This window comes from Litoreibacter ascidiaceicola (genome assembly GCF_900129235.1).
In the GTDB taxonomy this organism is placed as follows: domain Bacteria; phylum Pseudomonadota; class Alphaproteobacteria; order Rhodobacterales; family Rhodobacteraceae; genus Litoreibacter; species Litoreibacter ascidiaceicola.
Window position 1 is genome coordinate 227,781 of record NZ_FQUV01000001.1, and the last position, 24,911, is coordinate 252,691.

24 protein-coding genes are annotated in these 24,911 nt (G+C 59.5%); 10 read left to right on the plus strand and 14 right to left on the minus strand.

All coding sequences use genetic code 11. From position 1 onward, the window contains the following. Positions 1-21: 21 nt before the first annotated feature. From BUB72_RS01060 to BUB72_RS01080, 5 genes are all read right to left on the minus strand, one after another. Positions 22-1,080, minus strand: a complete 1,059-nt coding sequence (locus tag BUB72_RS01060) for a FliM/FliN family flagellar motor switch protein (protein ID WP_073139163.1) — start codon at positions 1,078-1,080, stop codon at positions 22-24. Between the two features lie 60 nt (positions 1,081-1,140). Next, a complete protein-coding gene (locus BUB72_RS01065) occupies positions 1,141-3,825 on the minus strand; it encodes an ATP-binding protein (protein ID WP_073139166.1) in 2,685 nt (894 codons plus the stop codon). Then, positions 3,825-4,175, minus strand: a complete 351-nt coding sequence (locus tag BUB72_RS01070; protein WP_245814682.1) for a hypothetical protein — start codon at positions 4,173-4,175, stop codon at positions 3,825-3,827. Before BUB72_RS01070 ends, BUB72_RS01065 begins: the two co-directional genes overlap by 1 nt. Positions 4,176-4,183: 8 nt before the next feature. Further along, positions 4,184-4,567: a response regulator transcription factor gene (locus BUB72_RS01075; protein ID WP_073139169.1), complete on the minus strand. Its 384-nt coding sequence runs from the start codon at positions 4,565-4,567 to the stop codon at positions 4,184-4,186. 77 nt (positions 4,568-4,644) lie between these two features. Then, entirely contained in the window at positions 4,645-5,934 is a 1,290-nt protein-coding gene (locus tag BUB72_RS01080) for a short-chain fatty acyl-CoA regulator family protein (RefSeq protein WP_073139172.1), read from the minus strand. Positions 5,935-6,187: 253 nt separating this feature from the next. On the opposite strand from BUB72_RS01080, the gene BUB72_RS01085 reads away from it, so the two are divergent. From BUB72_RS01085 to aat, 9 genes are all read left to right on the plus strand, one after another. Beyond that, on the plus strand, positions 6,188-7,546 hold the full coding sequence (locus tag BUB72_RS01085; RefSeq protein ID WP_073139175.1) for a substrate-binding protein: 1,359 nt from the start codon (positions 6,188-6,190) through the stop codon (positions 7,544-7,546). Between the two features lie 134 nt (positions 7,547-7,680). Then, complete coding sequence (locus BUB72_RS01090) at positions 7,681-8,712, plus strand: branched-chain amino acid ABC transporter permease (RefSeq protein WP_073140430.1); 1,032 nt, start codon at positions 7,681-7,683, stop codon at positions 8,710-8,712. Between the two features lie 4 nt (positions 8,713-8,716). Beyond that, on the plus strand, positions 8,717-9,910 hold the full coding sequence (locus BUB72_RS01095; RefSeq protein WP_073139178.1) for a branched-chain amino acid ABC transporter permease: 1,194 nt from the start codon (positions 8,717-8,719) through the stop codon (positions 9,908-9,910). Positions 9,911-9,922: 12 nt separating this feature from the next. Then, entirely contained in the window at positions 9,923-10,681 is a 759-nt protein-coding gene (locus BUB72_RS01100; protein WP_073139182.1) for an ABC transporter ATP-binding protein, read from the plus strand. 11 nt (positions 10,682-10,692) lie between these two features. Further along, on the plus strand, positions 10,693-11,448 hold the full coding sequence (locus BUB72_RS01105) for an ABC transporter ATP-binding protein (protein ID WP_073139187.1): 756 nt from the start codon (positions 10,693-10,695) through the stop codon (positions 11,446-11,448). A gap of 136 nt (positions 11,449-11,584) precedes the next feature. Then, positions 11,585-11,899 (plus strand): hypothetical protein, encoded by a 315-nt coding sequence (locus tag BUB72_RS18575; protein WP_139250582.1) that lies wholly within the window; start codon positions 11,585-11,587, stop codon positions 11,897-11,899. Positions 11,900-12,033: 134 nt separating this feature from the next. Then, entirely contained in the window at positions 12,034-12,531 is a 498-nt protein-coding gene (gene accB, locus BUB72_RS01110; protein WP_073139191.1) for an acetyl-CoA carboxylase biotin carboxyl carrier protein, read from the plus strand. A gap of 6 nt (positions 12,532-12,537) precedes the next feature. Continuing rightward, positions 12,538-13,881, plus strand: a complete 1,344-nt coding sequence (gene accC / locus BUB72_RS01115) for an acetyl-CoA carboxylase biotin carboxylase subunit (RefSeq protein ID WP_073139195.1) — start codon at positions 12,538-12,540, stop codon at positions 13,879-13,881. Between the two features lie 40 nt (positions 13,882-13,921). Continuing rightward, positions 13,922-14,560: a leucyl/phenylalanyl-tRNA--protein transferase gene (gene aat, locus BUB72_RS01120; protein ID WP_073139199.1), complete on the plus strand. Its 639-nt coding sequence runs from the start codon at positions 13,922-13,924 to the stop codon at positions 14,558-14,560. Here aat and BUB72_RS01125 read toward each other — a convergent pair. The 6 genes from BUB72_RS01125 to BUB72_RS01150 all read right to left on the minus strand — a co-directional run bounded on the left by BUB72_RS01125 (position 14,466) and on the right by BUB72_RS01150 (position 18,327). Further along, positions 14,466-14,966, minus strand: coding sequence for a DUF2155 domain-containing protein (locus BUB72_RS01125; RefSeq protein WP_073139203.1), 501 nt, complete (start codon positions 14,964-14,966; stop codon positions 14,466-14,468). The genes aat and BUB72_RS01125 overlap by 95 nt on opposite strands. Next, positions 14,963-15,412 (minus strand): outer membrane lipid asymmetry maintenance protein MlaD, encoded by a 450-nt coding sequence (mlaD, locus tag BUB72_RS01130; protein ID WP_073139207.1) that lies wholly within the window; start codon positions 15,410-15,412, stop codon positions 14,963-14,965. Before mlaD ends, BUB72_RS01125 begins: the two co-directional genes overlap by 4 nt. Before the next feature lie 24 nt (positions 15,413-15,436). Beyond that, positions 15,437-15,820, minus strand: coding sequence for an NADH:ubiquinone oxidoreductase subunit NDUFA12 (locus BUB72_RS01135; RefSeq protein ID WP_073139211.1), 384 nt, complete (start codon positions 15,818-15,820; stop codon positions 15,437-15,439). Between the two features lie 70 nt (positions 15,821-15,890). Further along, positions 15,891-16,280, minus strand: coding sequence for a RidA family protein (locus BUB72_RS01140; protein WP_073139215.1), 390 nt, complete (start codon positions 16,278-16,280; stop codon positions 15,891-15,893). Then, on the minus strand, positions 16,280-17,545 hold the full coding sequence (gene clpX / locus BUB72_RS01145; RefSeq protein ID WP_073139218.1) for an ATP-dependent Clp protease ATP-binding subunit ClpX: 1,266 nt from the start codon (positions 17,543-17,545) through the stop codon (positions 16,280-16,282). Before clpX ends, BUB72_RS01140 begins: the two co-directional genes overlap by 1 nt. Positions 17,546-17,700: 155 nt before the next feature. Next, on the minus strand, positions 17,701-18,327 hold the full coding sequence (locus BUB72_RS01150; protein WP_073139221.1) for an ATP-dependent Clp protease proteolytic subunit: 627 nt from the start codon (positions 18,325-18,327) through the stop codon (positions 17,701-17,703). Between the two features lie 344 nt (positions 18,328-18,671). On the opposite strand from BUB72_RS01150, the gene BUB72_RS01155 reads away from it, so the two are divergent. Then, positions 18,672-19,928, plus strand: coding sequence for a glycerate kinase type-2 family protein (locus BUB72_RS01155; protein WP_073139224.1), 1,257 nt, complete (start codon positions 18,672-18,674; stop codon positions 19,926-19,928). A gap of 3 nt (positions 19,929-19,931) precedes the next feature. On the opposite strand, the gene BUB72_RS01160 is transcribed toward BUB72_RS01155, so the two are convergent. From BUB72_RS01160 to BUB72_RS01170, 3 genes are read right to left on the minus strand one after another with little or no spacing between them, the layout of a single operon-like run. Next, positions 19,932-21,101 (minus strand): HlyD family type I secretion periplasmic adaptor subunit, encoded by a 1,170-nt coding sequence (locus tag BUB72_RS01160; RefSeq protein ID WP_073139227.1) that lies wholly within the window; start codon positions 21,099-21,101, stop codon positions 19,932-19,934. Continuing rightward, positions 21,101-23,401, minus strand: coding sequence for an ATP-binding cassette domain-containing protein (locus tag BUB72_RS01165; protein ID WP_083588511.1), 2,301 nt, complete (start codon positions 23,399-23,401; stop codon positions 21,101-21,103). The genes BUB72_RS01160 and BUB72_RS01165 overlap by 1 nt, the downstream gene beginning before the upstream one ends. Continuing rightward, positions 23,398-24,897, minus strand: a complete 1,500-nt coding sequence (locus tag BUB72_RS01170) for a TolC family protein (protein ID WP_175549103.1) — start codon at positions 24,895-24,897, stop codon at positions 23,398-23,400. The genes BUB72_RS01165 and BUB72_RS01170 overlap by 4 nt, the downstream gene beginning before the upstream one ends. Positions 24,898-24,911: the final 14 nt, after the last annotated feature.

The window sequence follows — 24,911 nt, forward strand, 5'->3', positions numbered from 1 at the left end:
GCGGGTGCCTTTTTCAGTTGATCAGGAGGACGCGGCCAGTTCCGGCACCGCATCCTCTACGGTCGGGCCGCCCATTGGCGCCGCTTCCGTGCGCGCGATGCTTTCCGCAGTGATCTCCAACTCTGACGGCAACGCCCCATCAGCCGCAATCTGCGCCGGTTCTATCTGCGCGTCCATTCGCTGCGCGCGCATGTGCGGCGATCCATCCAGACGGATCGCGCGGCGTCCGTTCAACTGCCCCAAACGCCCCTTCCCCAGCAGCGTCTTGCGGCGATCCCGCAGCTGCGTCCGCGCAAGGATCCCGTCCGGCAGGGGAATGACCGTGCCCTCCTCCAAATCCAGCAGCGCCCTGACCTGCAATGGAACCGCTGGCAGAAATGCCGACAGGTGCAGCGGGCTGTCCTGCAAGACCGCGACCATGTCCGGATTTACCTTTTTTGGCTTCGGCTTAGCGTCGACGGTAATCGCCGGAAACATCAAAAGCGCCTGCCCCGTTTTCAGGCCCGGGCCAAGATCAACATCCATCTGCAAAACGTCATAGGCCTTGGCCGACATCATCAGACTAAGCGCCGCACGGTCTGTTTGGGTCGCGCGGCAGGCAAAGCCCGCCAAGGCGGAGGCATCGCGGCGGGCCTCCACCAGCTCCGCCAGCTTGCCAACCACCGAGTTTGCGAAACCCGTACTCAGCGCCGCATCAATAGCCGTCACCGGCCGGTCCACCCGCGGTGCGGATGAAATCCGCCCCAAAGTCTGCTGCTCGATCAAGGCATCCACCAGCACGCCATCGAAGACCAGAAGCCCCGTCACGCCATCCGGCCCCTCAAGAATATGCGGCACGGCAATATCGGGAAGCCGCGCCAGCGCGCTGGCCTGCGGAAGGCTTTGCGCTTGTGCATTGCGGATCAGAAGGTCGATGCCATGACCCGTCTTCGCAGGGCCGCGAAACAACGTGTCGGCGATATCTTCCAGCAAAACATGGCTCGCGCCACGTTTGGGCTTACTGGGGCGCACCATAAGTGCCAAAGCGGTGTTGGGTCCGGTCAAAGTGCCTGCCTGCGTGTTCTTGGTTTGGTCCTGCATAAAATGACCCGCAAGATGCTGCGATTTGATTAACCGGAACCGCCCATTTGCAGAAAAATCTCACCCAAGCCGTTCAACCCAGACCAGCGGCAATTGCACGCGAAAGGCAGCGCCGCCCTGACCCGGCACATAATCCAGCGAGCCGCCCAACCGCAGCATGATCTCGCGGCTGATGGCCAAACCCAGCCCTGCACTCCCTGCGGAGGCCTGATCGGTAAGGCGCACGAACTTCTCGAACACCACGGTCGCGTCTTTTGGCGAAATGCCCAGCCCGTTGTCGATGAAGTCAATGTCCACGCTGTCCTGAGACCGGGTCACCACGATCCGCAAGCGCGGTGTGTCCGTGACGCAGTATTTCTGCGCGTTGGATATCAGGTTGATGAACACTTGCGTCAGCCGGTCCGTGTCGGTTTTCAAAAGCACGCCTTCGTCCTCTGCCGAGCGTATCACCTCGAGCCCGTCCGGCTTTGGCGATCCGACACCTGCGGAGGACACCGCGCGGTCCAGCAGGTCACTCAACCGCGCGGTCTGCACGTTCAGCACCACCTGCCCGTTTTCCAACACGCTGAGGTCCAGCAGGTCATCCAGCAGTCGGGTCAGGCGGATGCTTTCCTCGTGGATAATGCCGGCGGAGCGCGCTTGCGCCTTTTCGTCCATGCCGCCTTCCATCAGGAACTCGGAGAACGACCGGATCGAGGTCATTGGCGTGCGCAGCTCGTGGCTCACCTGACTGAGAAACGCGTCCTTTTGAACCGATAGCGCCGTCAGCTTGGTGTTGGCCTCGCGCAGTTTCCGTGCTGTTTGCTCCAACTCGCGCGACTGCGCTTCCAACTGGCTGGAATATTCCAGCATCTGCGCACTCTCATCTGCCACCGCCAGCAAGTCGCGCACGGTGATCGAGGTTTGCCCGTTGATCTGCGCAATCATCGCGTGGGCCGTGGCCCCGCCGACGGAGCCCGCAAGTTCGCGCTCCAGCAGAGTGATGAAATCAGGTGTCGGGTCCGGCAGGTAGCCCGCCTTGCCCTGCCGCGTGGCCTCGCGCTGGAACAAGGTCTGGGCTTCGCGCGCACCGAGCAGGCGTTGTGACATGACCAGAAGGTCTTCCGCCTCGGCCTGACCGCCGATGGGCGAGACCGCGCCGTCGCCACGCTCGAACACGTTGACGAAAGCGGCGCCTTGAAGGCGCTCCATCGGGGTCGGGAAGGACACCAGCGACACGATGATAAAGGCCAGCGTGTTCAGCGAAATCGACCACAGGATCGAGTGGACAAGCGGGTCCATATCCGTGAACCCCATCAAAGCTTGCGGTCGCAGCATGTCTGCCCCGAACAACCCGTGCAACAGCATCGAGCTGGGGAACGCACCGATCGCTGGCATAAACAATGTGTAAATCCACAGCCCGAAGCCCACCAGAAGGCCCGCAATCGCGCCCTTGCGTGTGGCCCCGCGCCAGAACAATCCACCGATCAAGGCCGGCACCACCTGCGCAACACCTGCAAAGCTCACCAGACCAATGGCCGACAGTGCAGCCGAGCCGCCCGTGGTCCGGTAATAGACGTAGCCAAGCCCGAGCACGGCAATGATGGACAAGCGGCGCGACAGCAGTACGACCTGACGCATGTCGCCGGACATCGACGCGCCTGCCGGACGGGTATTCAGCCAGATCGGCACGACGATATGGTTCGACACCATGGTCGCCAGTGCAATGGAGGCGACAATGACCATCGACGTGGCCGATGAGAAACCGCCAAGGAACGCCAATAGCGCCAGCCCCTCCTGCCCCAGTTCCAGCGGCAGGGTCAGCACGAACAGGTCGGGGTTGGAGCCTTCGGGCATGACCGCCAGGCCGACCACCGCGATGGGCAGCACGAACAGGCTCATCGCCAGAATGTAGGTGGGAAAGGCCCAGACGGCGGTGCGCAAGTGCCGCTCGTCGGCGTTCTCGACCACCAGCACCTGAAACATGCGCGGCAGGCAGATCACTGCCGCCGCCGACAAGAAGATCATCGAGGTCCAGCGGCTGGGGCTCGGCTGCCAATCTGCCACGGGGCTGGCATCAATCGCGCGCAGGGTCTCGCTGACCCCGCCGGACACGCCCCAAACCACGAAGATGCCGACCGCCAGCAAAGCCACCAGCTTGACGATGGCTTCCAGCGCGATGGCCGTCACCACGCCGTGGTGCCGCTCGTTGGCGTCAAGGTTTCGGGTGCCGAAGAAGATGGTGAACAGGGCCAGCCCCGCCGAGAGCCAGAACGCGGTGGCGTTCAGGTCGGAGCCACCGCCGCCGCCCGTCGGGAACTCGGTAAACACGGCCACAGACAGCGTCACCGACTGCAATTGCAGCGCGATGTAAGGCGTGGTCCCCGCAATGGCGAGCACGGTGACGATCACCGCGATGGTCGGTGACTTGCCATAGCGGCTGGAGATCATGTCGGCGATGGAGGTGATCCGCTCGGCCTTGCCGATGCGCACCAGCTTTCGCAGTAACCACCACCACGCGAGGAAAACCAAGGTCGGGCCAAGATAGATCGTCAGGTACTCCAACCCCGACCGTGCGGCGTTGCCCACCGCCCCGTAGAATGTCCATGCCGTGCAATAGACACTGAGTGACAGCGTGTAGGTCCAAGGTGAGCGTAGCCAGCGTGACGGGCCGCGCTGCGCCCGTTGGTCTGCATAAAACGCGACGCCAAACAGCAGCATGGTGTAGATCACCGCAACGGTGATCAGGATGTTAAAGCTGACCATCAGGCTTGATCCTCGTCAGCCTTGTCCTTGTCACCCGCCGGATGATCCACCCCCGCCAAGCCGCGCGCAATCGTGGCGCAGGTGGCGATCAGGCAGGCCCAGACGAAGAAGAAATAGATCAGGCGCAGCGCCGTCGTGCCGGTGGCGTTTTCCTCGCCGGGGGTGCCGAGGATCAGCGCGGGCACCACAAACAGGAACAGCCCGACGATGGGCAGCAGCTTGGCGGCATCGATAAGGCGGCGGCGTTGATAGACGCGCCGCTCCAGAAACAAGGTACGGGAATTGGGGCTGGTGGCGGTCAACCCGATGCGGCGGCGGCCCTGCCCTTTTGGCTCTTCTGGTTCGGGCATCAACGCACTTAGGGCTTGTCAGCGGAGGCAGTGTAGAGGTCGCGCACCTTGCCAAGCATCTCGTCATTGGAGAACGGCTTGGTCATAAAGTGGCTCACGCCATAGCTCTCGGCCAGCTCGCGGTCCTTGGTTTGGCCACGGGCGGTGAGCATGAGGATCGGGAGGTCCTTGGTCACGGTGTTGCTGCGCAGGTCCCGCAATATATCAAACCCGCTGCGTCCCGGAAGCATCACATCAAGCACCAGCACATCAGGGGCTACCCGCAATACGGCGTCGACCGCATCATCGCCTTGTGAATGGATGCGTACGGTCCAGCCGTCGCGTTCCAGCAAAAAGCTGATCGCTTCGATGATGTTCGGCTCGTCCTCGACGAGCAAAACGGTCTTTGACATACGCCTTACCCCTCCCCAAGTTTGGCCGTGTTCCCCCATTAGGCCCCATTTTCAGCCGTTGTCAAAACGCCGCTGCGTCAACCATGCGTTAAAACTGTCGGCTCGCGCCGTGCGTCGCAGTCACTTCGCGCGCAAATCCGGCACGAACTGCCCACCGGAATTGCCACCTCACCCGTCGCGTCGTCTTGCGCGACCAGCAGCATGATCGAGTGATACACTGGCGGGCGGTCAAAGCGCAGCGGGCCGGATGGATGTGCCAACGCCATCGCGGTGAACCGCGCGCCATCCTCGCCCTCGATGACGCGGCGGATCGGCACGCCCGGCGCGCTGAGTGCTGCATAGAGCGGCCAAAGCGGACATCCCGCCCCGAACCATGGAAGCGCCAGTCCGGACGGCGACTTGCGCACCAGCAACGCCCCTGCCGCGTCACAGCTTACCAAGCCGATATCCGGGACCGTTGCCCCGCGGGGCAAGCTGGCAAGGCGGCGAAAGACGGCCTCCAATGGAACGCCGAAGCGCACGGCCAAAGCCGCCGGGTCGAATTTCATCTCGTGAGCCGCGGGCTCAAATATCTCCAGCGGCATGGCTTTCGCGTCGGCGCTGTAGGTTCTGAAATACTCCGCCGCCAGCGTCCGCGCGGCGGTGCTGTCAATTTCGGACATTTTCGCCGCGAACGCTTCGGGGTCGCCCCCCTCTTCAAGTTCGCGCAAATGGTGCCCACGCGCATCAAAGGCCGAGAACACAACTTCCAGAGGTGTCGCCGTGCTGGTGTCCTTGCGCGACAGGTTGTCCAGATGCGCCGCCATCGCGGCAGAGCTGTCTGCCAACCTGCGGCTTTCGGTGTCGATGTTGGAATAAAAGCGCGCCTGCCACTCCGCCCCCAAATCCGGCGTTCCGACAAGGATCGCGGCGGTCGAGCGGATGGCGGACACCGTCGACAACACTTCGTGCATGCGTTCCGACAAAACAGGGTCATGGGTTAGTCGGTCGTTCAACCCGCCCACCGTTTGCTCTAACGCGCGCAGGCGTCGGTGCTGTGCGGTGATTTTCGCCGCCCAGCCCGGAAACCGCGCGACAAGATCGTCGATCTGATCCAGTTCCACCGGAATATCGGCGTCCGATGCCGCTGCGTCTTGCAATTCGGTGACCACCGCGCGCTCTGCCCCTTGGCTTAAGGTCGAGGGGTCGATTTTCAACGCTTCGGACAGCGCCAGCAGCGTTTTACCGCCGATTCTGCGTCGATTATGTTCGATCAGGTTGAGGTAGCTGGCGGAAATGCCGATATCACGCGCCAGATCAGCTTGCTTTAGCCCCCGCATCAACCGGTGCTCGCGAATTCTGGATCCGGTCAAAGCAGACTTTGGCATGCGTTAATCCTTCCCTAGCGGCAGGCCGACCGTTCATTTCCTGAGCGAATCCAGAGGCTTTCCGCGCTGCGTTGAAAATTAGTTTACAGTTTCTGCGCAAGCAATGTCCATTTGTTTACAAATTTTTGAAGCGAACCCAATGGTTTGTTGTGCGATTTACGACACCTCCGCAATACTGGGGAAGGCCTGAGACACAATCAGACCACGGCTTCCCCTGAGGAGGAGGGGCCACAATCACTTAGGGAGGATTTAAATGTCCAATTCGAACTTCACGCGTCGTGGCTTGCTCAAGACGTCTGCAATGGCAGGCGGCGCATTGGCGATGCCAACAATTTATGACGGCTCTGTCTGGGCCGATGCCCATGCGGGCTACCTGAACGCGCCGACCGGCTCCACTGTGACGCTGGGCTTCAACGTACCACAGTCCGGCCCCTACGCCGACGAAGGTGCAGACGAGCTGCGCGCCTATGAGCTGGCAGTCGAGCACCTGAATGGTGGCGGCGACGGCGGCATGATGAACACCTTCTCGTCCAAAGCCCTGCAAGGCAACGGCATCTTGGGCAAGAAAGTCGAGTTCGTCACAGGCGACACGCAAACGAAATCCGACGCGGCCCGCGCATCTGCGAAGTCGATGATCGAAAAAGACGGCGCAATCATGATCACCGGTGGCTCGTCCTCGGGTGTGGCTGTTGCTGTTCAAGGTCTGTGCCAGGAAGCTGGCGTGATCTTCATGGCGGGTCTGACCCACTCCAACGACACAACCGGTAAAGACAAGAAAGCCAACGGCTTCCGTCACTTCTTTAACGGCTACATGTCTGCTGCGGCTTTGGCGCCTGTGCTGAAAGCACGTTACGGCACAGATCGTACCGCATACCACCTGACAGCTGACTACACATGGGGCTGGACGCAGCAGGAATCCATCCAAGCCGCGACCGAGGCTATGGGCTGGAAGACTGCAAACAACGTGCTGACACCGCTGGCAACGACCGACTTCTCGTCCTACGTTGCTCCGGTTCTGAACTCCGGTGCCGACGTTCTGGTTCTAAACCACTACGGCGGGAACATGGTGAACTCGCTGACATCCGCCGTGCAGTTCGGTCTGCGCGAGAAGCAGGTGAACGGCAAGAACTTCGAAATCGTTGTTCCGCTGTATTCGCGTCTGATGGCGAAAGGTGCTGGCGAAAACGTTAAAGGCATCTTCGGCTCCACCAACTGGCACTGGTCGCTGACCGACGAAGGCTCCAAAGCATTCGTTAAGTCCTTCGGCGAAAAGTACGGCTTCCCACCCAGCCAAGCAGCGCACACATGCTACGTGCAAACCATGCTCTATGCGGATGCGGCAGAACGTGCTGGCACGTTCAACCCATGTGGCATCGCCGAAGCGCTCGAAGGCTTCAAGTTCGATGGCTTGGGCAACGGCGAGACCGAGTACCGTGCGGAAGATCACCAGTGCTTCAAAGACGTTCTGGTTGTGAAGGGTAAAGACAACCCGACATCCGAGTTCGACCTTCTGGAAATCGTGGAAATCACCCCACGTGCACAGGTTGAGTACGCGGTTGACCACCCAATGTTCGCCGGCGGCGAGTTGGGCAAGTGCAACCCCGGCGCATAAGCTGATCTGACGATAAAAAGCTCAGGGCCTGTTCCTTTCTATAAAGGAGCAGGCTCAAAGCACCCCCTGCCCACTTGAGCCGCACGCGCGGCACAGGTTTTGGCAAGATCAACCCAACAGGCGAGACGGGAACGATGGACGTAATCATTCTTCAATTATTGAACGGTTTGGACAAAGGCTCCGCTTATGCGTTGATTGCCTTGGGCCTGACCCTGATTTTCGGCACGCTCGGCGTGGTGAACTTCGCCCACGGGGCGTTGTTCATGCTGGGTGCCTTTTGTGCAGTCACGCTGCAAAAAATCCTGTCGTTGTCCTTCGAGACGATCGACCCGACCAAGACCGACTTTCTTGGCAATCCCGCAAAGATCAAAACGCCTTATATAGAAAGCTGGTTCGGCCCTGAGCTGGGCAGCTCGATCATCGACTGGTCTGTGCCGCTCGCCATTCTGTTCGCCATCCCGATCATGATCGGTGTCGGCTACATTATGGAACGCGGCCTGATCAAGCACTTCTACAAGCGTCCACACGCGGACCAGATCCTTGTGACCTTTGGCCTTGCCATCGTCATTCAAGAGGTCATCAAGCAATTCTACGGCGCGAACCCAATCCCGACCCCTGCCCCTGACGCGTTCAAAGGCTCGTTCGATTTTGGCTCGCTGCTGGGGTTTGATCCGAATGTGGTCATCTACCCCTACTGGCGCTTGGTTTACTTCTTCTTCGCCGCACTGATTATCGCCGCCGTCTTCGGCTTCCTGCAATTCACCACCTTCGGCATGGTCGTCCGCGCCGGTATGGCCGACCGCGAAACCGTGGGGCTGCTGGGCATCAACATCGACCGCCGCTTTACCATCATGTTCGGGATAGCGGCCGCGGTGGCGGGGCTTGCGGGGGTGATGTACGCACCCATCAACTCGCCCAATTACCATATGGGCATGGACTTCCTTGTCCTGAGCTTCGTGGTGGTTGTGGTCGGCGGCATGGGCTCCCTGCCCGGGGCCGTGCTCGCGGGGTTCCTGCTGGGTATCCTCGAAAGCTTCTCGTCGATGAACGAAATCAAGCAAATCCTGCCGGGTATCGACCAAATCATCATCTATCTCGTTGCAATTATCATTCTGCTGGTACGTCCCCGTGGCCTTATGGGTCGCAAGGGCGTGATGGAGGACTAAGACAATGCTAGGTCTCGAAAAGAAAGACACCTCCCTGCTCATCATCGTCGCCATTTTGACGATGTGTGCTCCCTTCATCCTGAACCCGTTCCCTGCGGACTCGGCGATGGCGCAGTTCAACGCGGGCTATCCCGACCTGATGCAGCGCTTCGTGATCTTTGGCATCTTCGCCATCGGGTTCAACATCCTGTTCGGGCTGACCGGCTACCTCAGCTTCGGCCACGCGGCCTTCCTTGGCATAGGCTCCTACTCTGCCGTGTGGATGTTCAAGCTGCTGGGCTACAACATCCTGCCGGGCATCTTTCTGTCGGTCATCACATCGGGCCTGTTCGCCTTGCTGATCGGCTATATCTCGCTGCGGCGGTCGGGCATCTACTTCTCGATCCTGACGCTGGCCTTCGCGCAGATGTCGTTCGCACTCGCCTATTCGGTGCTGACACCGCTGACCAATGGCGAGACCGGCTTGCAGGTCTACAACTCCGACCCGCAATATTTCCACTCCGACGCGATGCCGAATATCCCGCATCTATTCGGGCAGGAAATGCAGTCCACCTACACGCTGGACGCGGGCGCGTGGAGCTTTGACTTCAACACCGGCTACTACCTGTGTGCGCTGATCATGCTGGGCATGTTCTACATTGCCATCCGCATCTTCCGCTCGCCGTTCGGGCTAATGCTGAAGGCGATCAAGACCAACCAGACGCGCCTGAACTACACCGGTCTGAACCCGCGCCCCTACACGCTGGCGGCCTTCGTGATCTCCGGCATGTATGCCGGTCTCGCAGGTGGCTTGATGGCTTCTATGGACCCGCTGGCCGGTGCGGAGCGGATGCAGTGGACCGCGTCTGGCGAGGTTGTTCTGATGACCATCCTTGGGGGTGCTGGCACCTTGATCGGCCCCGTCCTTGGTGCCGGTTTCATCAAATACTTCGAGAACATCTTCTCCAAAATCAACGACACCGTGCTGCACCAGTGGTTTGCCTTCCTGCCTGACGGTATCGAGGACTTCCTGATTGCCATCGTCCACCCGTTTGTGGGCAAGGGCTGGCACCTGACGCTGGGTCTGATGTTCATGGCCATTGTGATCTTCCTGCCCGGTGGGTTGGTTGAAGGCGGCCAGAAAATTGCCAGCAAATTCCGTGGCAAAAAGGCGAAAGACGACGCCCCTGCTGCCTCTGACACCACCCCTGCTGAATAAGGAGCGAATGACATGGGAATCCTAGAGATCAAAAATGTCGGCAAACGCTTCGGCGGGTTGCAGGCGCTGTCCGATGTGAACCTGAGCGTGGCGGAGAACACCGTCCACGCCATCATCGGCCCCAACGGGGCGGGTAAGTCCACGCTTTTGAACTGCCTTGTGGGCAAGCTGATCCCTGACACGGGGTCGGTCACCTTCCAAGGCCAGTCCCTGCTGGGCCGCAAGCCGCATGAAATCAACCAGATGGGGGTTTCCCGCGTGTTCCAGACACCGGAAATCTTCGCGGAACTGACGGTGTTCGAGAACGTCATGATCCCCTGCTTTGCGGCACGGGACGGGTCGTTCAAGCTGAATGCCCTAAACGCTGTTCGTGGGCAAAACGACATCAAGGAAACGGCTGAGGCCATCCTTGAAGACGTCAAGATGCTCGACAAGCGTCACATGACGGCGTCCAGCATGTCGCGCGGGGACAAGCGTCGCCTGGAAATGGCCATGTGCCTTGTCCAAGAACCCAAACTGCTGCTGCTCGACGAGCCGACTGCAGGCATGGCACGCGCCGATACCAACAACACGATCGACCTGCTGAAAGAGATCAAGGAAAAGCGCGACATCACCATGGCAATCATCGAACACGACATGCATGTTGTGTTCTCGCTGGCCGAGCGGATCACCGTGCTTGCCCAAGGCACGCCGCTGGTCGAAGAAACCCCCGAAAACATCAAAGGCCATCCCAAGGTGCGTGAAGCGTATCTGGGTGAAGCCCAAGTCTGAGGATTGGCCCAATGAATGTAAAACCCGACTTCAACAAGAACGCCAACAACGCAGCGACCGCCCCTGCCTTCCTCTCCGTCTGGGAGATCGAGGCCTATTATGGCGAAAGCTACATCGTGCAAGGTGTCAGCTTCAACGTCCACGAGGGCGAGATCCTCGCCCTGCTGGGCCGCAACGGGGCAGGCAAAACTTCGACCCTGCGCACCATCGCACGCTTGGGTGATCCGCAACTGCAACATGGCGAAATCTGGCTGGACCATAAACCGCTGCACAGCATGCAATCCTATGAGGCAGCGGCGGCGGGCATCGCTTTGGTGCCGGAAGATCGCCGCATCATCGCCGGTCTGACCGTCGAGGAAAACCTGCAACTGGCACAAATCGCCCCGCCGATTGGCTGGTCGCTGGAACGTGTCTATGAGCTGTTCCCGCGCCTCGGCGAGCGGCGCAAGCAGGAGGGCGTGACCTTGTCGGGCGGCGAGCAACAGATGTTGGCGATTGCGCGGGCCTTGTGCCGGGACATCAAGGTGCTGCTGCTGGACGAGCCGTATGAGGGCCTTGCCCCTGTTATCGTGCAGGAAATCGCCAAAACGCTTCAAATCATCCGTGACCAAGGCATCACGACCATCATCGTGGAGCAAAACGCCGTGGCAGCGCTGAAGCTGGCGGACCGCGCGGTGATCCTTGATACCGGTTCGGTGGTTTTCGACGGCTCTGCCGAAGAGGTGCTGGAGAATGACGCACTGCGGGCGGAATATCTGGCGATCTAAGCCCGTTTGACGCACAGAATTTAAGGCGCAGTTTACTCAAACTGCGCCTTTTTTCGTGCGCATCGTTAACGTGTCATTAGGGCGTGCAGCGCACGGTCGTCTGCGGGTGGGCTCCTCTTTTTGGAAGGGCATAGCGATGATGCTACTTTCTCAACATTTGGCCGGCTTGATGCCGTTCACAACGAAACACCTGCCCGTCAGGGTACAGCCCGCGGAAAGCCCCTTTACCGGGCCGCCCGCCCCCCAGTCACAAACCCTTCCGGTCACACCCGTAGCACCGTCCGGTGCGGCACAACTCACGCCCGACCAGCATCCGCGCGGCCCGTTAAGGGACCGTGAACAGCACGAGTTGCAAAGCTTGCTGCGCAACATGCAGGGGATCGAGCCACCCCAACCAAAGGGCGAACGGGTCGATCTGCTGGTCCCGCGACCGTCCTCCCTTGATCCCTAACTGCATATACTGGCATGAATTCATCGCTTTTCACCTAAACCGCCTTGGCCTATAAGCATTCAAGTCAATTCAAAGCCGCATTACCGGATAATCACCGGCAAGTAAGAACGGCACACGGGTCGAGGACTAGATAAATGGCAAAGAACTCCCATGACGGCGACGTCGCATTTGTGAAGGCGCTGGCCGAGGTTTTGAAAAGCAACGACCTCACCGAACTTGAGGTGAAGCGCGAATATGGCGAAGACGACAGCCTGAACGTGCGCGTCTCCAAGCAGGTCAACGTGGTGCAGCAATCGGTTGCCGCCGCCCCTGTGGCCGCTGCCGCACCCGCTGCTGCCGCCGCAGCCCCGGTCGCTGCCGCACCCGCCGCATCCGGCGACGACGATCCTGCACAGCACCCCGGTGCCGTGACCTCGCCCATGGTAGGCACCTGTTACCTTCAAGCCGAACCCGGCACACCGCCCTTTGCAGCCGTCGGCGACAAGGTCACCGAAGGCCAGACCGTGATGATCATCGAAGCGATGAAAACCATGAACCACATCCCTGCCCCGAAATCCGGCACCGTAAAGCGCGTGTTGGTCGAGGATGGCACACCGGTGGAATTCGGCGCGCCGCTGATGATTGTGGAGTAATCCTCCATGTTTAAAAAAATCCTTATCGCGAACCGGGGCGAGATCGCCCTGCGCGTCATTCGCGCCACCCGCGAAATGGGCATCCAGTCCGTTGCCGTGCACTCCACAGCCGACAGCGACGCGATGCATGTGCGCATGGCGGACGAGGCCATCTGCATCGGCCCGCCCTCCAGCACCGAAAGCTACCTGTCGATCCCTGCCATCATCTCGGCCTGCGAAATCACCGGCGCGGAAGCGATTCATCCGGGCTATGGCTTCCTGTCGGAAAACGCTGGCTTCGTGCAGATCGTCGAAGATCACGGATTGAAATTCATCGGCCCGACCGCCGAACATATCCGCGTCATGGGCGATAAAATCACCGCAATCGAAACCATGAAGAAGCTGGGTGTGCCATGCGTTCCCGGGTCTGGTGGTGGTGTGGGCTCACTGGAAGATGCGTACCGTATCGGGGATGAAATCGGCTATCCGGTCATCATCAAAGCCACCGCTGGTGGCGGTGGCAAGGGCATGAAAGTCGCGGCCAACAAGGACGAGATGAAAAGCGCGTTCCAGACCGCGCGTGCCGAGGGCAAATCAAACTTCGGCAATGACGAAGTCTATATCGAGAAATACCTGACCACGCCGCGCCACATCGAAATTCAGGTGTTCGGTGACGGCAAAGGCCGTGCCGTGCATTTAGGTGAGCGCGATTGCTCGCTGCAACGCCGCCACCAAAAGGTGTTCGAGGAAGCCCCCGGCCCCGCAATTGACTCGGAAACCCGCGCGCGGATCGGTAAGATTTGTGCCGACGCCGTGGCAAATATCGACTACGCGGGCGCGGGAACAATCGAGTTTCTGTATGAGAACGGCGAGTTTTATTTCATCGAAATGAACACCCGCCTACAGGTAGAGCACCCCGTGACCGAAGCCGTTTTCGGCGTCGACCTGGTGCGCGAGCAAATCAACGTGGCTGCAGGCCTGCCGATGTCCTTCCAGCAGGAAGACCTTGTGGTAAACGGCCATGCCATTGAAGTCCGCATCAATGCTGAAAAGCTGCCGAACTTCAGCCCCTGCCCCGGAAAAATCACGCAATATCATGCCCCTGGCGGGCTTGGCGTGCGCATGGACTCGGCGCTGTATGACGGCTATTCGATCCCGCCTTACTATGACAGCCTGATCGGCAAGCTGATCGTTCACGCCCCCGACCGCCCCGCCGCGTTGGCGCGATTGCACCGCGCGTTGGGGGAATTGATCGTGGACGGCATAGACACCACGACCCCATTGTTCCACGCGCTGTTGGCAGAAGACGCCGTCCAAACCGGCGACTACAACATTCACTGGCTGGAACATTGGCTTGAGGAAAACGTCTAAGTGAGTTGCGCGCATAGCGCAGCCCTGCTTTCCTGCTATTATGGCCAAGGATGAACGCCCTCTTGAGCTGACACCGGAACTGATCCTGAGCGCTTATGCGCAAGGGATTTTTCCGATGGCTGAAAGCCGCGAGGAGGATGAGCTGTTCTGGCTTGATCCGGAGTTTCGCGGTGTCTTGCCGCTTGACGGCTTCCACATCTCGCGCTCGCTTCGCAAAACGATCCTTCGCGAACCGTTTCAAATCAAGATCGACACTGATTTCGCTGGTGTGATCGAAGGTTGCGCGGATCGTGCAGAGACGTGGATCAACGCCCCGATTTTTAGCATTTACATGGATTTGTTTCATGCCGGTCACGCCCATTCTGTCGAGGTGTGGGACGGTAAAGAGCTGGTCGGCGGCGTCTACGGCGTGACGTTGAATGGCGCATTCTTCGGTGAATCCATGTTCTCGCGCCGCCGCGATGCGTCTAAAATCGCGCTGGCTTATCTGGTGTCACGGTTGAATGCGGGTGGCTTCAAGCTTCTCGACACCCAATTCCTGACGCCGCATCTGGCATCCCTTGGGGGTGTCGAAATCCCGCGCGCTAGTTACCGCCGAGCCCTTCGGGACGCATTATCGGGAAAGGCGAACTTTCTCCGGCAACCACTGACGGTGTCCGGTCATCAAGTTTGCACCTGATCGCCCAGACGTCGTAGCGTGGGTGATCCATCGCGTTCAGCGCAGGGCTGGACGCGATCATCCACCCCTCAAACGCGGATTTGTTGGTATTGGTATCAATCACCGACAGGCTCACGAAGGCATCCCCGCTCGGGTTGCCTTTGGGATAGCGGCAGTCCTTCATCGTAATCGTCAGCGGGCCGAACTGCGTCGCCTCGCCTGCGGTCAGGATGATGTCTTCGCTGGCACCTGCAAGCTTGTCCAATCCACGCATCACCGCCTGCGCCGCACTGGAGGCCGCTGGCCGCATTTTGCTCTCGGCGACGGGCGTATTCCCAAGCCGGATAACAGTGTCGTCGCCTTCAATGGTCGTTTGAGCTACCGCCGGCAGGGCCAGCAGCACTAATCCGGCGATCAGGCGTTTCATTCGTCGCCGTTCCCGGCCACGAACTTCATCAACAGGGTAATCAGGGATACAGAGCTTTGCGTGTCTTCAATCTCTCCGCCGGGTTCAAGATTGAACGGGGAGCCACCGGGAATAACCTCGACGAAATTGCCCCCCAACAGCCCTTCGGAGCTGATGGCGATGGCGCTGTCATCAGGAACTTCGATGCCGTTCTTCATGGTGAAAGTCGCGTCGGCGCGGAAGGTTTCAGGGTTCAGATCCAGTGCGGTTACGGTGCCAACTTTGACCCCTGCCATGCGCACATCTGTGCCGATTTTCACCCCTTCAGCCGAGCGGAAGCTGGCCGCAAGCGGGTAAGCATCCCCACCAGTCGCAAAGGAGGTGGCTCCGGTCGCGAAGATAAAAAAGCCGATTGCCACGGCCAGAACGCCCGTGCCGACAATGACTTCTGTTGTGTTTTCAGACATCTGTGCCCCCGCAAGCTTTGGCCGCTATTCCGGCGACCATGCCTCGTAGTCCTGACGTGACTTCGGTTTCGCCTGCCGCAAGGACCCCTGAGGCGCATAGGCCATCGCCGTCCCGGTAAGATTCGGCAGGTGCGGCTTTTCCCATGCTTTATGCGCAATCGGTGCCTTGGTGGGCGGCTCGTCCCACGTGTGGTGCAGCCAGCCATGCCAATCAGGGTTCACGCGAGACGCCTCGGCCTCTCCGTTGAAGATCACCCAGCGGCGTTTACCGTTAGAGGTTTGATAATAGATGTTGCCACCTTCGTCCTCGCCGACTTTCTCGCCTTTGCGCCATGTGAACAGCTGTGTGTTCAACGTCTGGCTGTCCCACCAGGTGACCGCGCGAAAAAGTGTGTTGAGAATGCCCATACCGGCCTCCAAAATTCGTCTCGCATTATATGGACCATCGCCGCGCCACAGTCCAGAGCACAGCGCCCCGCTAACGCGCGGGTTTATACGCGGTGACTTCGATCTCGATGCGGTATTTCGGGTCGATCAACCCGCATTCAATCATCGTGGCCGCGGGCGGATTGTCACCGAATGTCGCACTTAGAACGGGCCAGCAAGCTTCGAACTCGTCGGCCGCCGGCAGCATGTACGTAACGCGCACGACATCGGAAAAACCGGCCCCTGCCTCGTTCAAAGCACGTTCGATAATCGCCAATGCAGATTTACATTGCGCCGCCGCCCCTTCGGGCGGCTCGCCGGTTTCGGGCAGTGGAGCGGCCACGGTGCCCGCAACATGAACCCAGTCGCCAGCAACGACGGCGCGGCAATAGCCGACCTTGGGCTCAAACGCGCCGCCTGACGAAATCCGGCGGATCGTCATTAGCCAGCTTCAGCCTCGGCCTTTTCTTTGGCCTCGCCATAAATGATCAGTGGTTTGGCGGTGCGGCCGACAGCGTCTTCATTGACCAGCACCTCGTCGACATTGTCCAACGCAGGTAGCTCGAACATGGTGTCGAGCAGGATGTCTTCCAGAATGGACCGCAACCCGCGCGCACCGGTCTTCCGCTCGATCGCGCGTTTGGCAATGGCCACCAGCGCGTCGTCGGTGAAGGTCAGCTTGGCATCCTCCAGCTCGAACAGGCGCTGATATTGCTTGATCAATGCGTTTTTCGGCTGGGTCAGGATGGTGACCAGCGACTCTTCGTCGAGGTCTTCCAAAGTCGCAATTACCGGCAAACGACCGACAAATTCCGGGATCAGGCCGAATTTCAGCAAATCTTCCGGCTCCAGTTCTTTGAACAGATCGCCGACGCCCTTGTCGTTCTCTTCTCGCACATCCGCACCAAAGCCCATGGCCGAGCCCTTGCCGCGCTGCGCGATGATCTTGTCGAGGCCAGCGAACGCGCCGCCACAGATGAACAGGATGTTGGTGGTGTCCACTTGCAGGAATTCCTGCTGCGGATGCTTACGCCCGCCTTGTGGAGGCACGGAGGCAACGGTGCCTTCCATGATTTTCAGCAAAGCCTGTTGCACACCCTCTCCCGACACGTCGCGGGTGATCGAGGGGTTGTCGGATTTGCGGGTAATTTTATCGACCTCGTCAATATAGACGATGCCGCGCTGCGCGCGCTCGACATTGTATTCGGACGACTGAAGCAGCTTGAGGATGATGTTCTCGACATCTTCGCCGACATAACCGGCCTCGGTCAGGGTCGTGGCATCCGCCATGGTAAACGGCACATCAAGGATACGGGCCAGCGTTTGGGCCAGCAGCGTTTTACCGCACCCTGTCGGGCCAATCAGCATAATGTTAGATTTCGCCAGTTCTATATCACCGGATTTGCCGACGTGATTGAGACGCTTGTAATGGTTGTGAACAGCAACAGACAACACGCGTTTGGCGTGGCCCTGCCCGATCACATAGTCATCCAGAACTTCGCAAATTTCCTGCGGGGTCGGAACCCCGTCAGCGGCCTTGAGGCCTGCGGTCTTGGTTTCCTCGCGGATGATGTCCATGCACAGCTCGACGCATTCATCACAGATGAACACCGTCGGCCCTGCAATAAGCTTGCGAACTTCGTGTTGGGATTTGCCGCAGAACGAACAATAGAGGGTGTTTTTGCCGTCACCAGAGTTGTTTGCCATTGCACCACCTATTTTGTTTTGCCCGCCGCTTTTTGCTGCGTGGCACTTCGTTTACGCCTGTTGCCATAAGTTAGGGCAGCATCAACGGAGGCACAACGCCAAAAACGTATTTCCTGCGCCCTGCTTTTTGTAACAAAACAAGGCGCAGGTCTTGATTATTTCGCGTCGTCTTCTTTGACGCGATTCTCGACGATCTCGTCGATGTGGCCCCAGTCCTTGGCTTCTTCCGGTGACATGAAGTTGTCACGGTCCAGCGCTTTTTCGACCGCTTTCTTGGTCTGACCGGTATGCTTCACGTAGATGTCATAAAGACGATCTTTCAGCTTTTGGGTTTCAGCCGCGTGAATCATGATGTCCGACGCTTGGCCCTGGTACCCGCCGGAAGGCTGGTGAACCATAATCCGCGAATTCGGCAATGAGAAGCGCATGCCTTTTTCACCACCCGCCAGCAGCACCGACCCCATGGAGGCCGCCTGCCCGATGCACAGCGTCGACACCTTGGGTTTGATATATTGCATCGTGTCATAGATCGACAGGCCCGACGTCACCACGCCACCCGGCGAGTTGATGTAGATGCTGATTTCCTTGGACGGGTTTTCCGCCTCCAAGTGCAGCAACTGCGCTACAACCAGATGGGACATGCCATCATGGATCGGGCCGTTGATAAAGATGATCCGCTCCTTCAACAGGCGCGAGAAAATGTCGTAAGCCCGTTCGCCACGGCTGGTCTGTTCGACCACCATCGGAACGAGATTCATATAGGTTTCGACTGGATCGTACATGCCTGCCTGCCTTCTGCTTTTGAGCGGTTCGTAATGCGTAAATATGAACGTGAGGTTAGTAGCGGAGAAAAACGGGCGCAAGCGCATCTCGCCCATTGATGTGAGACCGATTAGATTGGGGCGGGTTCACACGATTTCAAGCCAGCACCGTTCGCACCAAACTCCGGCACCGGATGGCTCCGGTACGAGGCACCACGCGTGGCCCGTCTTGACTTCTCAAAGCCCCTGAGGCTCTTTGGGGAATGCAAAGCTGAACGCGATGGAAACAAGTGGGACGGATCACCGATCACTCCACCAACAATACTTTAACTATATGCCACAATACACTGATTAAATATAATATTATGAAATACGCCTCTGTCACCATTGACGCCATGCGCACCAAAGCGATACGCCTTTTTGACGCTGCTATACTGGCAGCGCACCCCGGACATGCGGTCGAACGTGCGCTGCGAAACACCACCTTAGACTCCGACGGGACGCTCTTCCTGATCGCCGTTGGCAAGGCTGCCGTCCCCATGATGCGCGCAGCGATTAACCATGTCGCGGCGTCCAGCACATTCGAGGCGCTCGCCGTCACCAATCCGGAAAACGCGGCACCGGTCGTTGGTTGCCGTGTTTTGCAATCAGGCCATCCGGTACCGGACGCTGCAGGCGAGGCTGCCGGACGGGCCGTTGAGGAGTTGTTAGGCAAAGCGGGGCCTCGGGACCGCGTCATTGCCTTCATCTCGGGCGGTGGATCAGCGCTTCTTCCCGCCCCTGCAAAAGGCATTACCCTTGAGGAAAAGGCGCGCGTTAACAAAGTGTTGTTGGGCTCGGGGTTAGAAATCAACGACATGAACCACATTCGCCAGCAGCTCTCCCGCCTCAAGGGCGGCGGGTTGTTGCGTGCAGCGGCCCCTGCTCCGGTCACCGCTTACATCCTGTCCGACGTCGTGGGTGACGACCTGCGCGCGATCGCGTCCGGACCAACGGTCGCACCGATCGGCACCCGTGCCAGCGCAAAGGCGTTGCTGGAGCAGGCCAATATCTGGAATGACATGCCTGCCAGCGTACAGGCTCACCTAAGCGGCGCGGAGCTGGATATCGAAACCTTGCCGACCGCCGACAATCACCTGATTGCCTCGAACCGCCAAAGCCTCGACGCCATGCGCGCCGCCTGTCCGGAGGCGCAGATCATCAATGACCGGCTGGAGGGCAACGTGGCAAACGTCGCCCCGCAACTGGCAGAGATTTTCCGCGCCCTTCCACAAGATGAACCGGCGGTTCTGCTGTTTGGCGGGGAAACCACGGTGACCCTATCCGGAAACGGAAAAGGCGGGCGTAATCAAGATCTTGCCCTGCGCATTGCGCTGCAAGACATCCCCGGTGACTGGGTGTTCTTGTCTGGTGGCACAGACGGGCGGGACGGGCCTACCGATGCGGCTGGCGGGTTGGTGGACGCGGGCTCTCTCGCAAGGATGAAAGCCGCTGGTGTTAATCCGGAAGCCCTGTTGGCAAATAATGACGCCTATGCAGCGCTTGACGCGTCGGGTGATTTGCTGATGACGGGCGGCACAGGCACCAACGTCGCTGATGTGCAGATATTTATCCGCAGCTAAAACCTACGGCTCGCGGAATGCTTCGCGCGATTTGTAAAGCGGCTTGGTCAGATACTGCAAAATGGTCTTCTCGCCTGTGTGCAATTCAACCTGCGCCAACATACCGGGGCGAATTTCCACCGATTTCTGACGCGGTGACAGATGCTCCATATCAACCGACAGCAGCACTTTATAATGCGGGTCGCCATCCGCCACGCGCTCGTCCTTGAAGGTGTCCGCAGAGATAACCTGAACCTTACCCGTCAGGGTGCCATAGATCGTGTAGTCATAGGCCGACAGCTTCACGGTGGCGTTCTGACCCGGACGCAGGCTGGCGATATCTTTGGGCTTCACCTTGGCTTCGACGAACAATTCCTCGCCCATCGGGATGATCTGGAAAATCTCCTCGCCCGGACGAACAACGCCGCCGATGGTCGAGATTGCCACGTTGTTCACGATGCCCTTCATCGGGGAGCGGATGACCGTTCGCGCCAACTGGTCTTTGCTCAGCTTCATGTTCTGGCGCAGCGTGGCCAGTTCTTTCAGCGTGTCGGAATAGGCAGAGGCGCGGTCCAGCTCCGCCTTGGAGACGATCTCTTTATACTTCGCCTCGGCGTCGGTGTTGGTTTTGCGGGCGCGCGACACCTCGACCAGAGAGACGATGTTCTGGGTCAAGAGGTCTTCCATCAACGCCGCCTCGCGACGGGTCTCTTTCAAAATGGCGCGCGCGCTGTCCGTGCGGCCTTCGAAGTCGGTCTGGCGGGCATTCAGCAACGCACGCTCGGACGCGACGATCTCGGGCTGGCGGCGTTCAAGATCACCTGCAACGTAGAAATCAAACTGACCGGCAAGCTCGGCCTCTAAACGCATGCGGCGGATTTCCAGCGCGTCTATCTGGTCTTGCAGATCATCCACGGAGGTTTGGAAATTGGTAACGGACAGGCGCGCCAGAATATCGCCGGGGTTTACGGTGTCGCCTTCGGCAACAAGAAGCTCCGACAGGATACCGCCTTCAAAGTTCTGGATAATTTGCGGGCGGGAGGAAGACACGAACTCCCCCTCCGAGCGCACAATCTCGTCGACCCACGCAAAGGACGCCCAGACAATGAAGGCCACGACGGTAAGGCCGATGATGCGGATAACCCAAGAAGGGCCGCGCAGGTCATCGTCGAATGCAGCGTCGATGGTGGCCATCACTTGCCCCCTTTCGGTGTATTGATTTGAACACCTTGGGCGCCCGCTTTGGTCTTTTTCAGATGATCCAGAACCTGTTCGCGTGGACCGTCCACCGACAGCTTGCCACCTTTGAGGATCATCACACGTTCAGTCAGGGCAAGGATCGGCATGCGGTGCGTGGCAATCACCGCCGTACGGCCTTTAAGCCAGCCTTGAAGATTGGCGACCAGAGCGGTTTCCAGCGATTGGTCCAGCGCCGCAGTCGGCTCGTCCAGCAACACCACGGACGGGTCTTGCAGCCACAGCCGCGCCCAGCCGATAGACTGGCGCTGACCGATAGACAGGCCCAAGCCGCCGTCGTGAATTGGCAAATCCAGCCCTTTGGCGTGTTCGCGCACATAGCGGCCAAGCCCGGCGAAATCGAGGGCTGCAAACAATCTCGCATCGTCACGCTCAAGCCCCGACAGGTTCAGGTTCTCGCGCAGCGATCCGGCAAACAGGCGCACCTCTTGGCTGAGGTAGCCAACGCCACGGCGCAGGTCTTTGGGATGGATTTGCCCCATGTCGATGCCGTCAATCAGCACGCGGCCTTTATCAGGCGCATACAGGCCCGAAAGCAGTTTGATCAGCGTCGACTTGCCCGAGCCATTGGCCCCAAGAACCGCCACATGCTGCCCAGCCGGAATGGCGAAGCCACCCAGATCCAGCACGGGTGCAGCATCTTCGTCATAGCGGTGGATCAGGTCGCGCGCTTCAAACCGTCCGGTGATGCGTTCCCGACGCAAATAGCTGCGTTCGGCGTCATAATCCTGCGGGCTTTCCACGACCGCGTCGAGACCGACAAGTGCGGTCTTCACATTCGACCACCGCGACATCGTACCCGCCAGTTGGGTCAGCGGTGCAAGGGTGCGGGACGTCAGAATGCCCACAGCGATGATCGAGCCGACGGTAAATTCACCTGCAAACACAAGGAAGGTGCCAACAACAACCGCGCCCACATAGGTGGCCTGCTGAACGCCTTGCGACCAGAAGGTCAGGGCCGAGGCCAGACGGCGTTGCTCGGATGATTTCAGCGCGGATAGCGCGTTCAATTCGCCCCAAAGACGTGCGAACCGATCTTCGCCGCGGTGTGATTTGACCGTGTCGGCTTCGTAGATGGCCTCGTGCAGCAAGCGGTTTGCTTTGACCGAGGCGCCTTGCGTCTCTTCGGTCAGTTTCATCATGCGCTTTTGCAGGAAGAAACCGGGAAGGAGCATCAGGATGCCCCCTGCGACCAAGACCCAAACCACATTGCCAGCGATCGAGCTGACCAGCAGCAGGAACAAGAAGATAAACGGCACATCCGTCAACGACCCGATGGTCGAGGCGGTAAAAAATTCGCGGATAGAGGAAAACTCGCGCATTGCGGAGAACGTACCCGACGGCGTCGCACCGGGCGTGCCAGCGCGCATTCCCAAAAGGCGGCTCATTAGGGTTTGCTGCACGGCCAGTTCGATCTTGCGCCCTGCCCCGTCCATCATGCGGGCGCGGGCGATCTTCAAAAACGCCTCCAGCGTCAGCGCGCCCATCGCGCCGATGGCCAAGACCCACAGCGTCGCGTGGGACTGGTGCGGGATCACGCGGTCATAAACCTGCAGCGAGAACAGCGCGACGGCTACGGCCAGAATGTTGGCCACGAAAGAGCCTGCGGTGATCTCGATGAGGTGGCGTTTGTATTTCGGGAACTCTCCCCAAAACCAATGCGTTGGCTTTGCGTCCAGTCGGTGCTTTTCCTCGACCTGCCGCATAGAGCTTTCGGCCTTCAGTACCTTACCGGAGAACACTTTGGCGAACTCTCCCAGTGGCACTTCCGTACGACGGTCGCCGATCGTCTCGTCAAAGATCGTCAGGGTTTGGTCATGCTGTTCCAGAACCAAGACCAGCTGGCCGGTCTTCATTTCGACCAAAGCGGGCCACAAGTCAGCGCGCAAGCGCACATCGCGCACGGAGCAGACCAGCCCCAGTTTTTTCATCGCGTTTGCCAGCATTTCAGGCGACACACCACCAGCGTCCAGTGGCATTTCGACAGCGGCGTCGAGCACGTCTGAGGGCTGCAAATCAACCCCCAGCAAGCCCGCATAGACCGACACCAGATTGGCCCGATTGCGCAATTTCTTGGAGAACCGCCCTGCCTTCTCAGGCGTCTGTGGCATCGGAACGCGCAAACCGGGATCATTGGCCACCGAGGTCGGGGTCTCAACCGGTTTCAGCTTCGCAGTATTTGATGCCTGAGCCGCTTTGGCTCGCGCCATGTCAAACGCAATGACGGGCGTGCTCATATATCCTCACCATCCACCAACGCGCCCATAAGATGGGCAATCTGCAACTCTACCAAGGCAATCTGATACTTGAGGCCGATCTGGTCGCGCTCTGTGGCGACCTTGGTCTCGTAGACGCGCACCACATCCATCACCGGACGCTGGCCTGCCTTATACTGGCGGTCGAACAGCGACAGGTTTTCATTGGCCGAAGACAACAGCCCCTGCCCTTGTGCCTGCTGGCGTTTCAGTGAAATCAGGTTCTGCTCCAACCGGCGCATTTTGCGCGATTGGTCCTCGGAGGCTTGCGACACACGGCGCGCGGCGGCTTCCTTGGTGGCCTCGATAGCTTTCAGGCTGGCCTTGGTGCCAAATCCGAACCCGTTCGGCGCGCCCACGGAAATCCCGCCAGTTGCCCCGCCTTTTTGCAAGGTGCCTTTCGCGGAAATCCCCGGCAGGAACCCTGCGCGGTTGATCGTGGCTTCCGCGATGTCGCGGTCACGCTCGGCCTCGGCCTTCAGGATAGACAGCGGTTTGGCCGCTTTGGAATTGCCGATGGGTGCAAGGCCACGTACGTCGCTCAGCGGCTTCAACGACATCGCGTTCAGCTCTGCAATCGCGGTGCGCGCCGTTTCCAAGTCAGAGTTGCGCTGGTTTTCGGCTTCGGCAAGCTTCTGCTTCACGATCTGCAAGTCGGCGGGGTTGGATACCCCACCCCGCACACGCTGGTCCATGACCCATGCAAATTCGCCCAAACGATCCGCTGCTCGGCTTCCCGCTTCGGCTTGCGCGCGGCCTTTCTCTGCGGTGATATAAAGATCAAGCGCCGCGTAGACGCGGTCATTCGTGTCCTGCGCCAGTGCGACAGCGGCAACTTCCACATCGGATTTCGCGAAGCTGCGTTCGGCCTTCTTGCGGCCGTTGTCAAACAGCACCTGGTCAATGACCATGGAGGCGATGACCTCACCCAAGGACGACAATGTCAGCGCAGGGCCAATTGTCGGCAGCCAGTTCTTCGACGCGGCTTCCGCGCGCAACTTGGCAGAGCGCAGCTCGGCCTCGGCCGCGCGGGAGTTCGCCGCCAGAACGGAGCCCGCAACCTTGCCATAAGGGGAGCGCGCGTCCAGAACAGCTTGGCGGCGCAACAATGTGTCGATCAGCGCGGAGCTTTCTTTGCCACCCGTGCCACCCGCCAAAGCGGCTTGCGCTTGGGGCTGCGCAGACGCGCCGTTGAGGTTCTCGCCCACGTCGATAGACGACGCGTTGCGTGTCGCGGTATCTGGGTTGGGTTTGCGCTTCAGGAACCCGAAAATCGGCGTGGTTTCTTCGCCATCGCGCTCGACCTGAACACGTTCCGCAAAGCGGCCTGTGGTTTTTACGTCATCTGTAATCGCGGGCGTGGCACCGGAGAATGCACCCCGTGTCGCCTCGTCGCCCATGCAGCCCATTAGTGAAACTGCTGTGGTGCCTGCCAACACCATGCGCAAAACTGCGCGTTTACTTGTACCCTGTCCCATGCGGAGCCCCTTCT

Excerpts from the sequence above, each read along its gene's own strand:
- BUB72_RS01160 (WP_073139227.1), bottom strand. The coding sequence starts at position 21,101 with ATGGCCACCATCGACGCTGCATTCGACGATGACCTGCGCGGCCCTTCT.
- BUB72_RS01105 (WP_073139187.1), top strand. The coding sequence starts at position 10,693 with ATGAATGTAAAACCCGACTTCAACAAGAACGCCAACAACGCAGCGACC.
- BUB72_RS01170 (WP_175549103.1), bottom strand. The coding sequence starts at position 24,897 with ATGGGACAGGGTACAAGTAAACGCGCAGTTTTGCGCATGGTGTTGGCA.
- BUB72_RS01080 (WP_073139172.1), bottom strand. The coding sequence starts at position 5,934 with ATGCCAAAGTCTGCTTTGACCGGATCCAGAATTCGCGAGCACCGGTTG.
- BUB72_RS01095 (WP_073139178.1), top strand. The coding sequence starts at position 8,717 with ATGCTAGGTCTCGAAAAGAAAGACACCTCCCTGCTCATCATCGTCGCC.
- BUB72_RS18575 (WP_139250582.1), top strand. The coding sequence starts at position 11,585 with ATGATGCTACTTTCTCAACATTTGGCCGGCTTGATGCCGTTCACAACG.
- BUB72_RS01070 (WP_245814682.1), bottom strand. The coding sequence starts at position 4,175 with ATGCCCGAACCAGAAGAGCCAAAAGGGCAGGGCCGCCGCCGCATCGGG.
- clpX (WP_073139218.1), bottom strand. The coding sequence starts at position 17,545 with ATGGCAAACAACTCTGGTGACGGCAAAAACACCCTCTATTGTTCGTTC.
- BUB72_RS01135 (WP_073139211.1), bottom strand. The coding sequence starts at position 15,820 with ATGGGCATTCTCAACACACTTTTTCGCGCGGTCACCTGGTGGGACAGC.
- BUB72_RS01090 (WP_073140430.1), top strand. The coding sequence starts at position 7,681 with ATGGACGTAATCATTCTTCAATTATTGAACGGTTTGGACAAAGGCTCC.
- BUB72_RS01125 (WP_073139203.1), bottom strand. The coding sequence starts at position 14,966 with ATGAAACGCCTGATCGCCGGATTAGTGCTGCTGGCCCTGCCGGCGGTA.
- BUB72_RS01075 (WP_073139169.1), bottom strand. The coding sequence starts at position 4,567 with ATGTCAAAGACCGTTTTGCTCGTCGAGGACGAGCCGAACATCATCGAA.
- BUB72_RS01060 (WP_073139163.1), bottom strand. The coding sequence starts at position 1,080 with ATGCAGGACCAAACCAAGAACACGCAGGCAGGCACTTTGACCGGACCC.
- BUB72_RS01165 (WP_083588511.1), bottom strand. The coding sequence starts at position 23,401 with ATGAGCACGCCCGTCATTGCGTTTGACATGGCGCGAGCCAAAGCGGCT.
- BUB72_RS01150 (WP_073139221.1), bottom strand. The coding sequence starts at position 18,327 with ATGTACGATCCAGTCGAAACCTATATGAATCTCGTTCCGATGGTGGTC.
- BUB72_RS01065 (WP_073139166.1), bottom strand. The coding sequence starts at position 3,825 with ATGGTCAGCTTTAACATCCTGATCACCGTTGCGGTGATCTACACCATG.
- accC (WP_073139195.1), top strand. The coding sequence starts at position 12,538 with ATGTTTAAAAAAATCCTTATCGCGAACCGGGGCGAGATCGCCCTGCGC.
- BUB72_RS01100 (WP_073139182.1), top strand. The coding sequence starts at position 9,923 with ATGGGAATCCTAGAGATCAAAAATGTCGGCAAACGCTTCGGCGGGTTG.
- accB (WP_073139191.1), top strand. The coding sequence starts at position 12,034 with ATGGCAAAGAACTCCCATGACGGCGACGTCGCATTTGTGAAGGCGCTG.
- aat (WP_073139199.1), top strand. The coding sequence starts at position 13,922 with ATGGCCAAGGATGAACGCCCTCTTGAGCTGACACCGGAACTGATCCTG.
- BUB72_RS01155 (WP_073139224.1), top strand. The coding sequence starts at position 18,672 with ATGAAATACGCCTCTGTCACCATTGACGCCATGCGCACCAAAGCGATA.
- mlaD (WP_073139207.1), bottom strand. The coding sequence starts at position 15,412 with ATGTCTGAAAACACAACAGAAGTCATTGTCGGCACGGGCGTTCTGGCC.
- BUB72_RS01085 (WP_073139175.1), top strand. The coding sequence starts at position 6,188 with ATGTCCAATTCGAACTTCACGCGTCGTGGCTTGCTCAAGACGTCTGCA.
- BUB72_RS01140 (WP_073139215.1), bottom strand. The coding sequence starts at position 16,280 with ATGACGATCCGCCGGATTTCGTCAGGCGGCGCGTTTGAGCCCAAGGTC.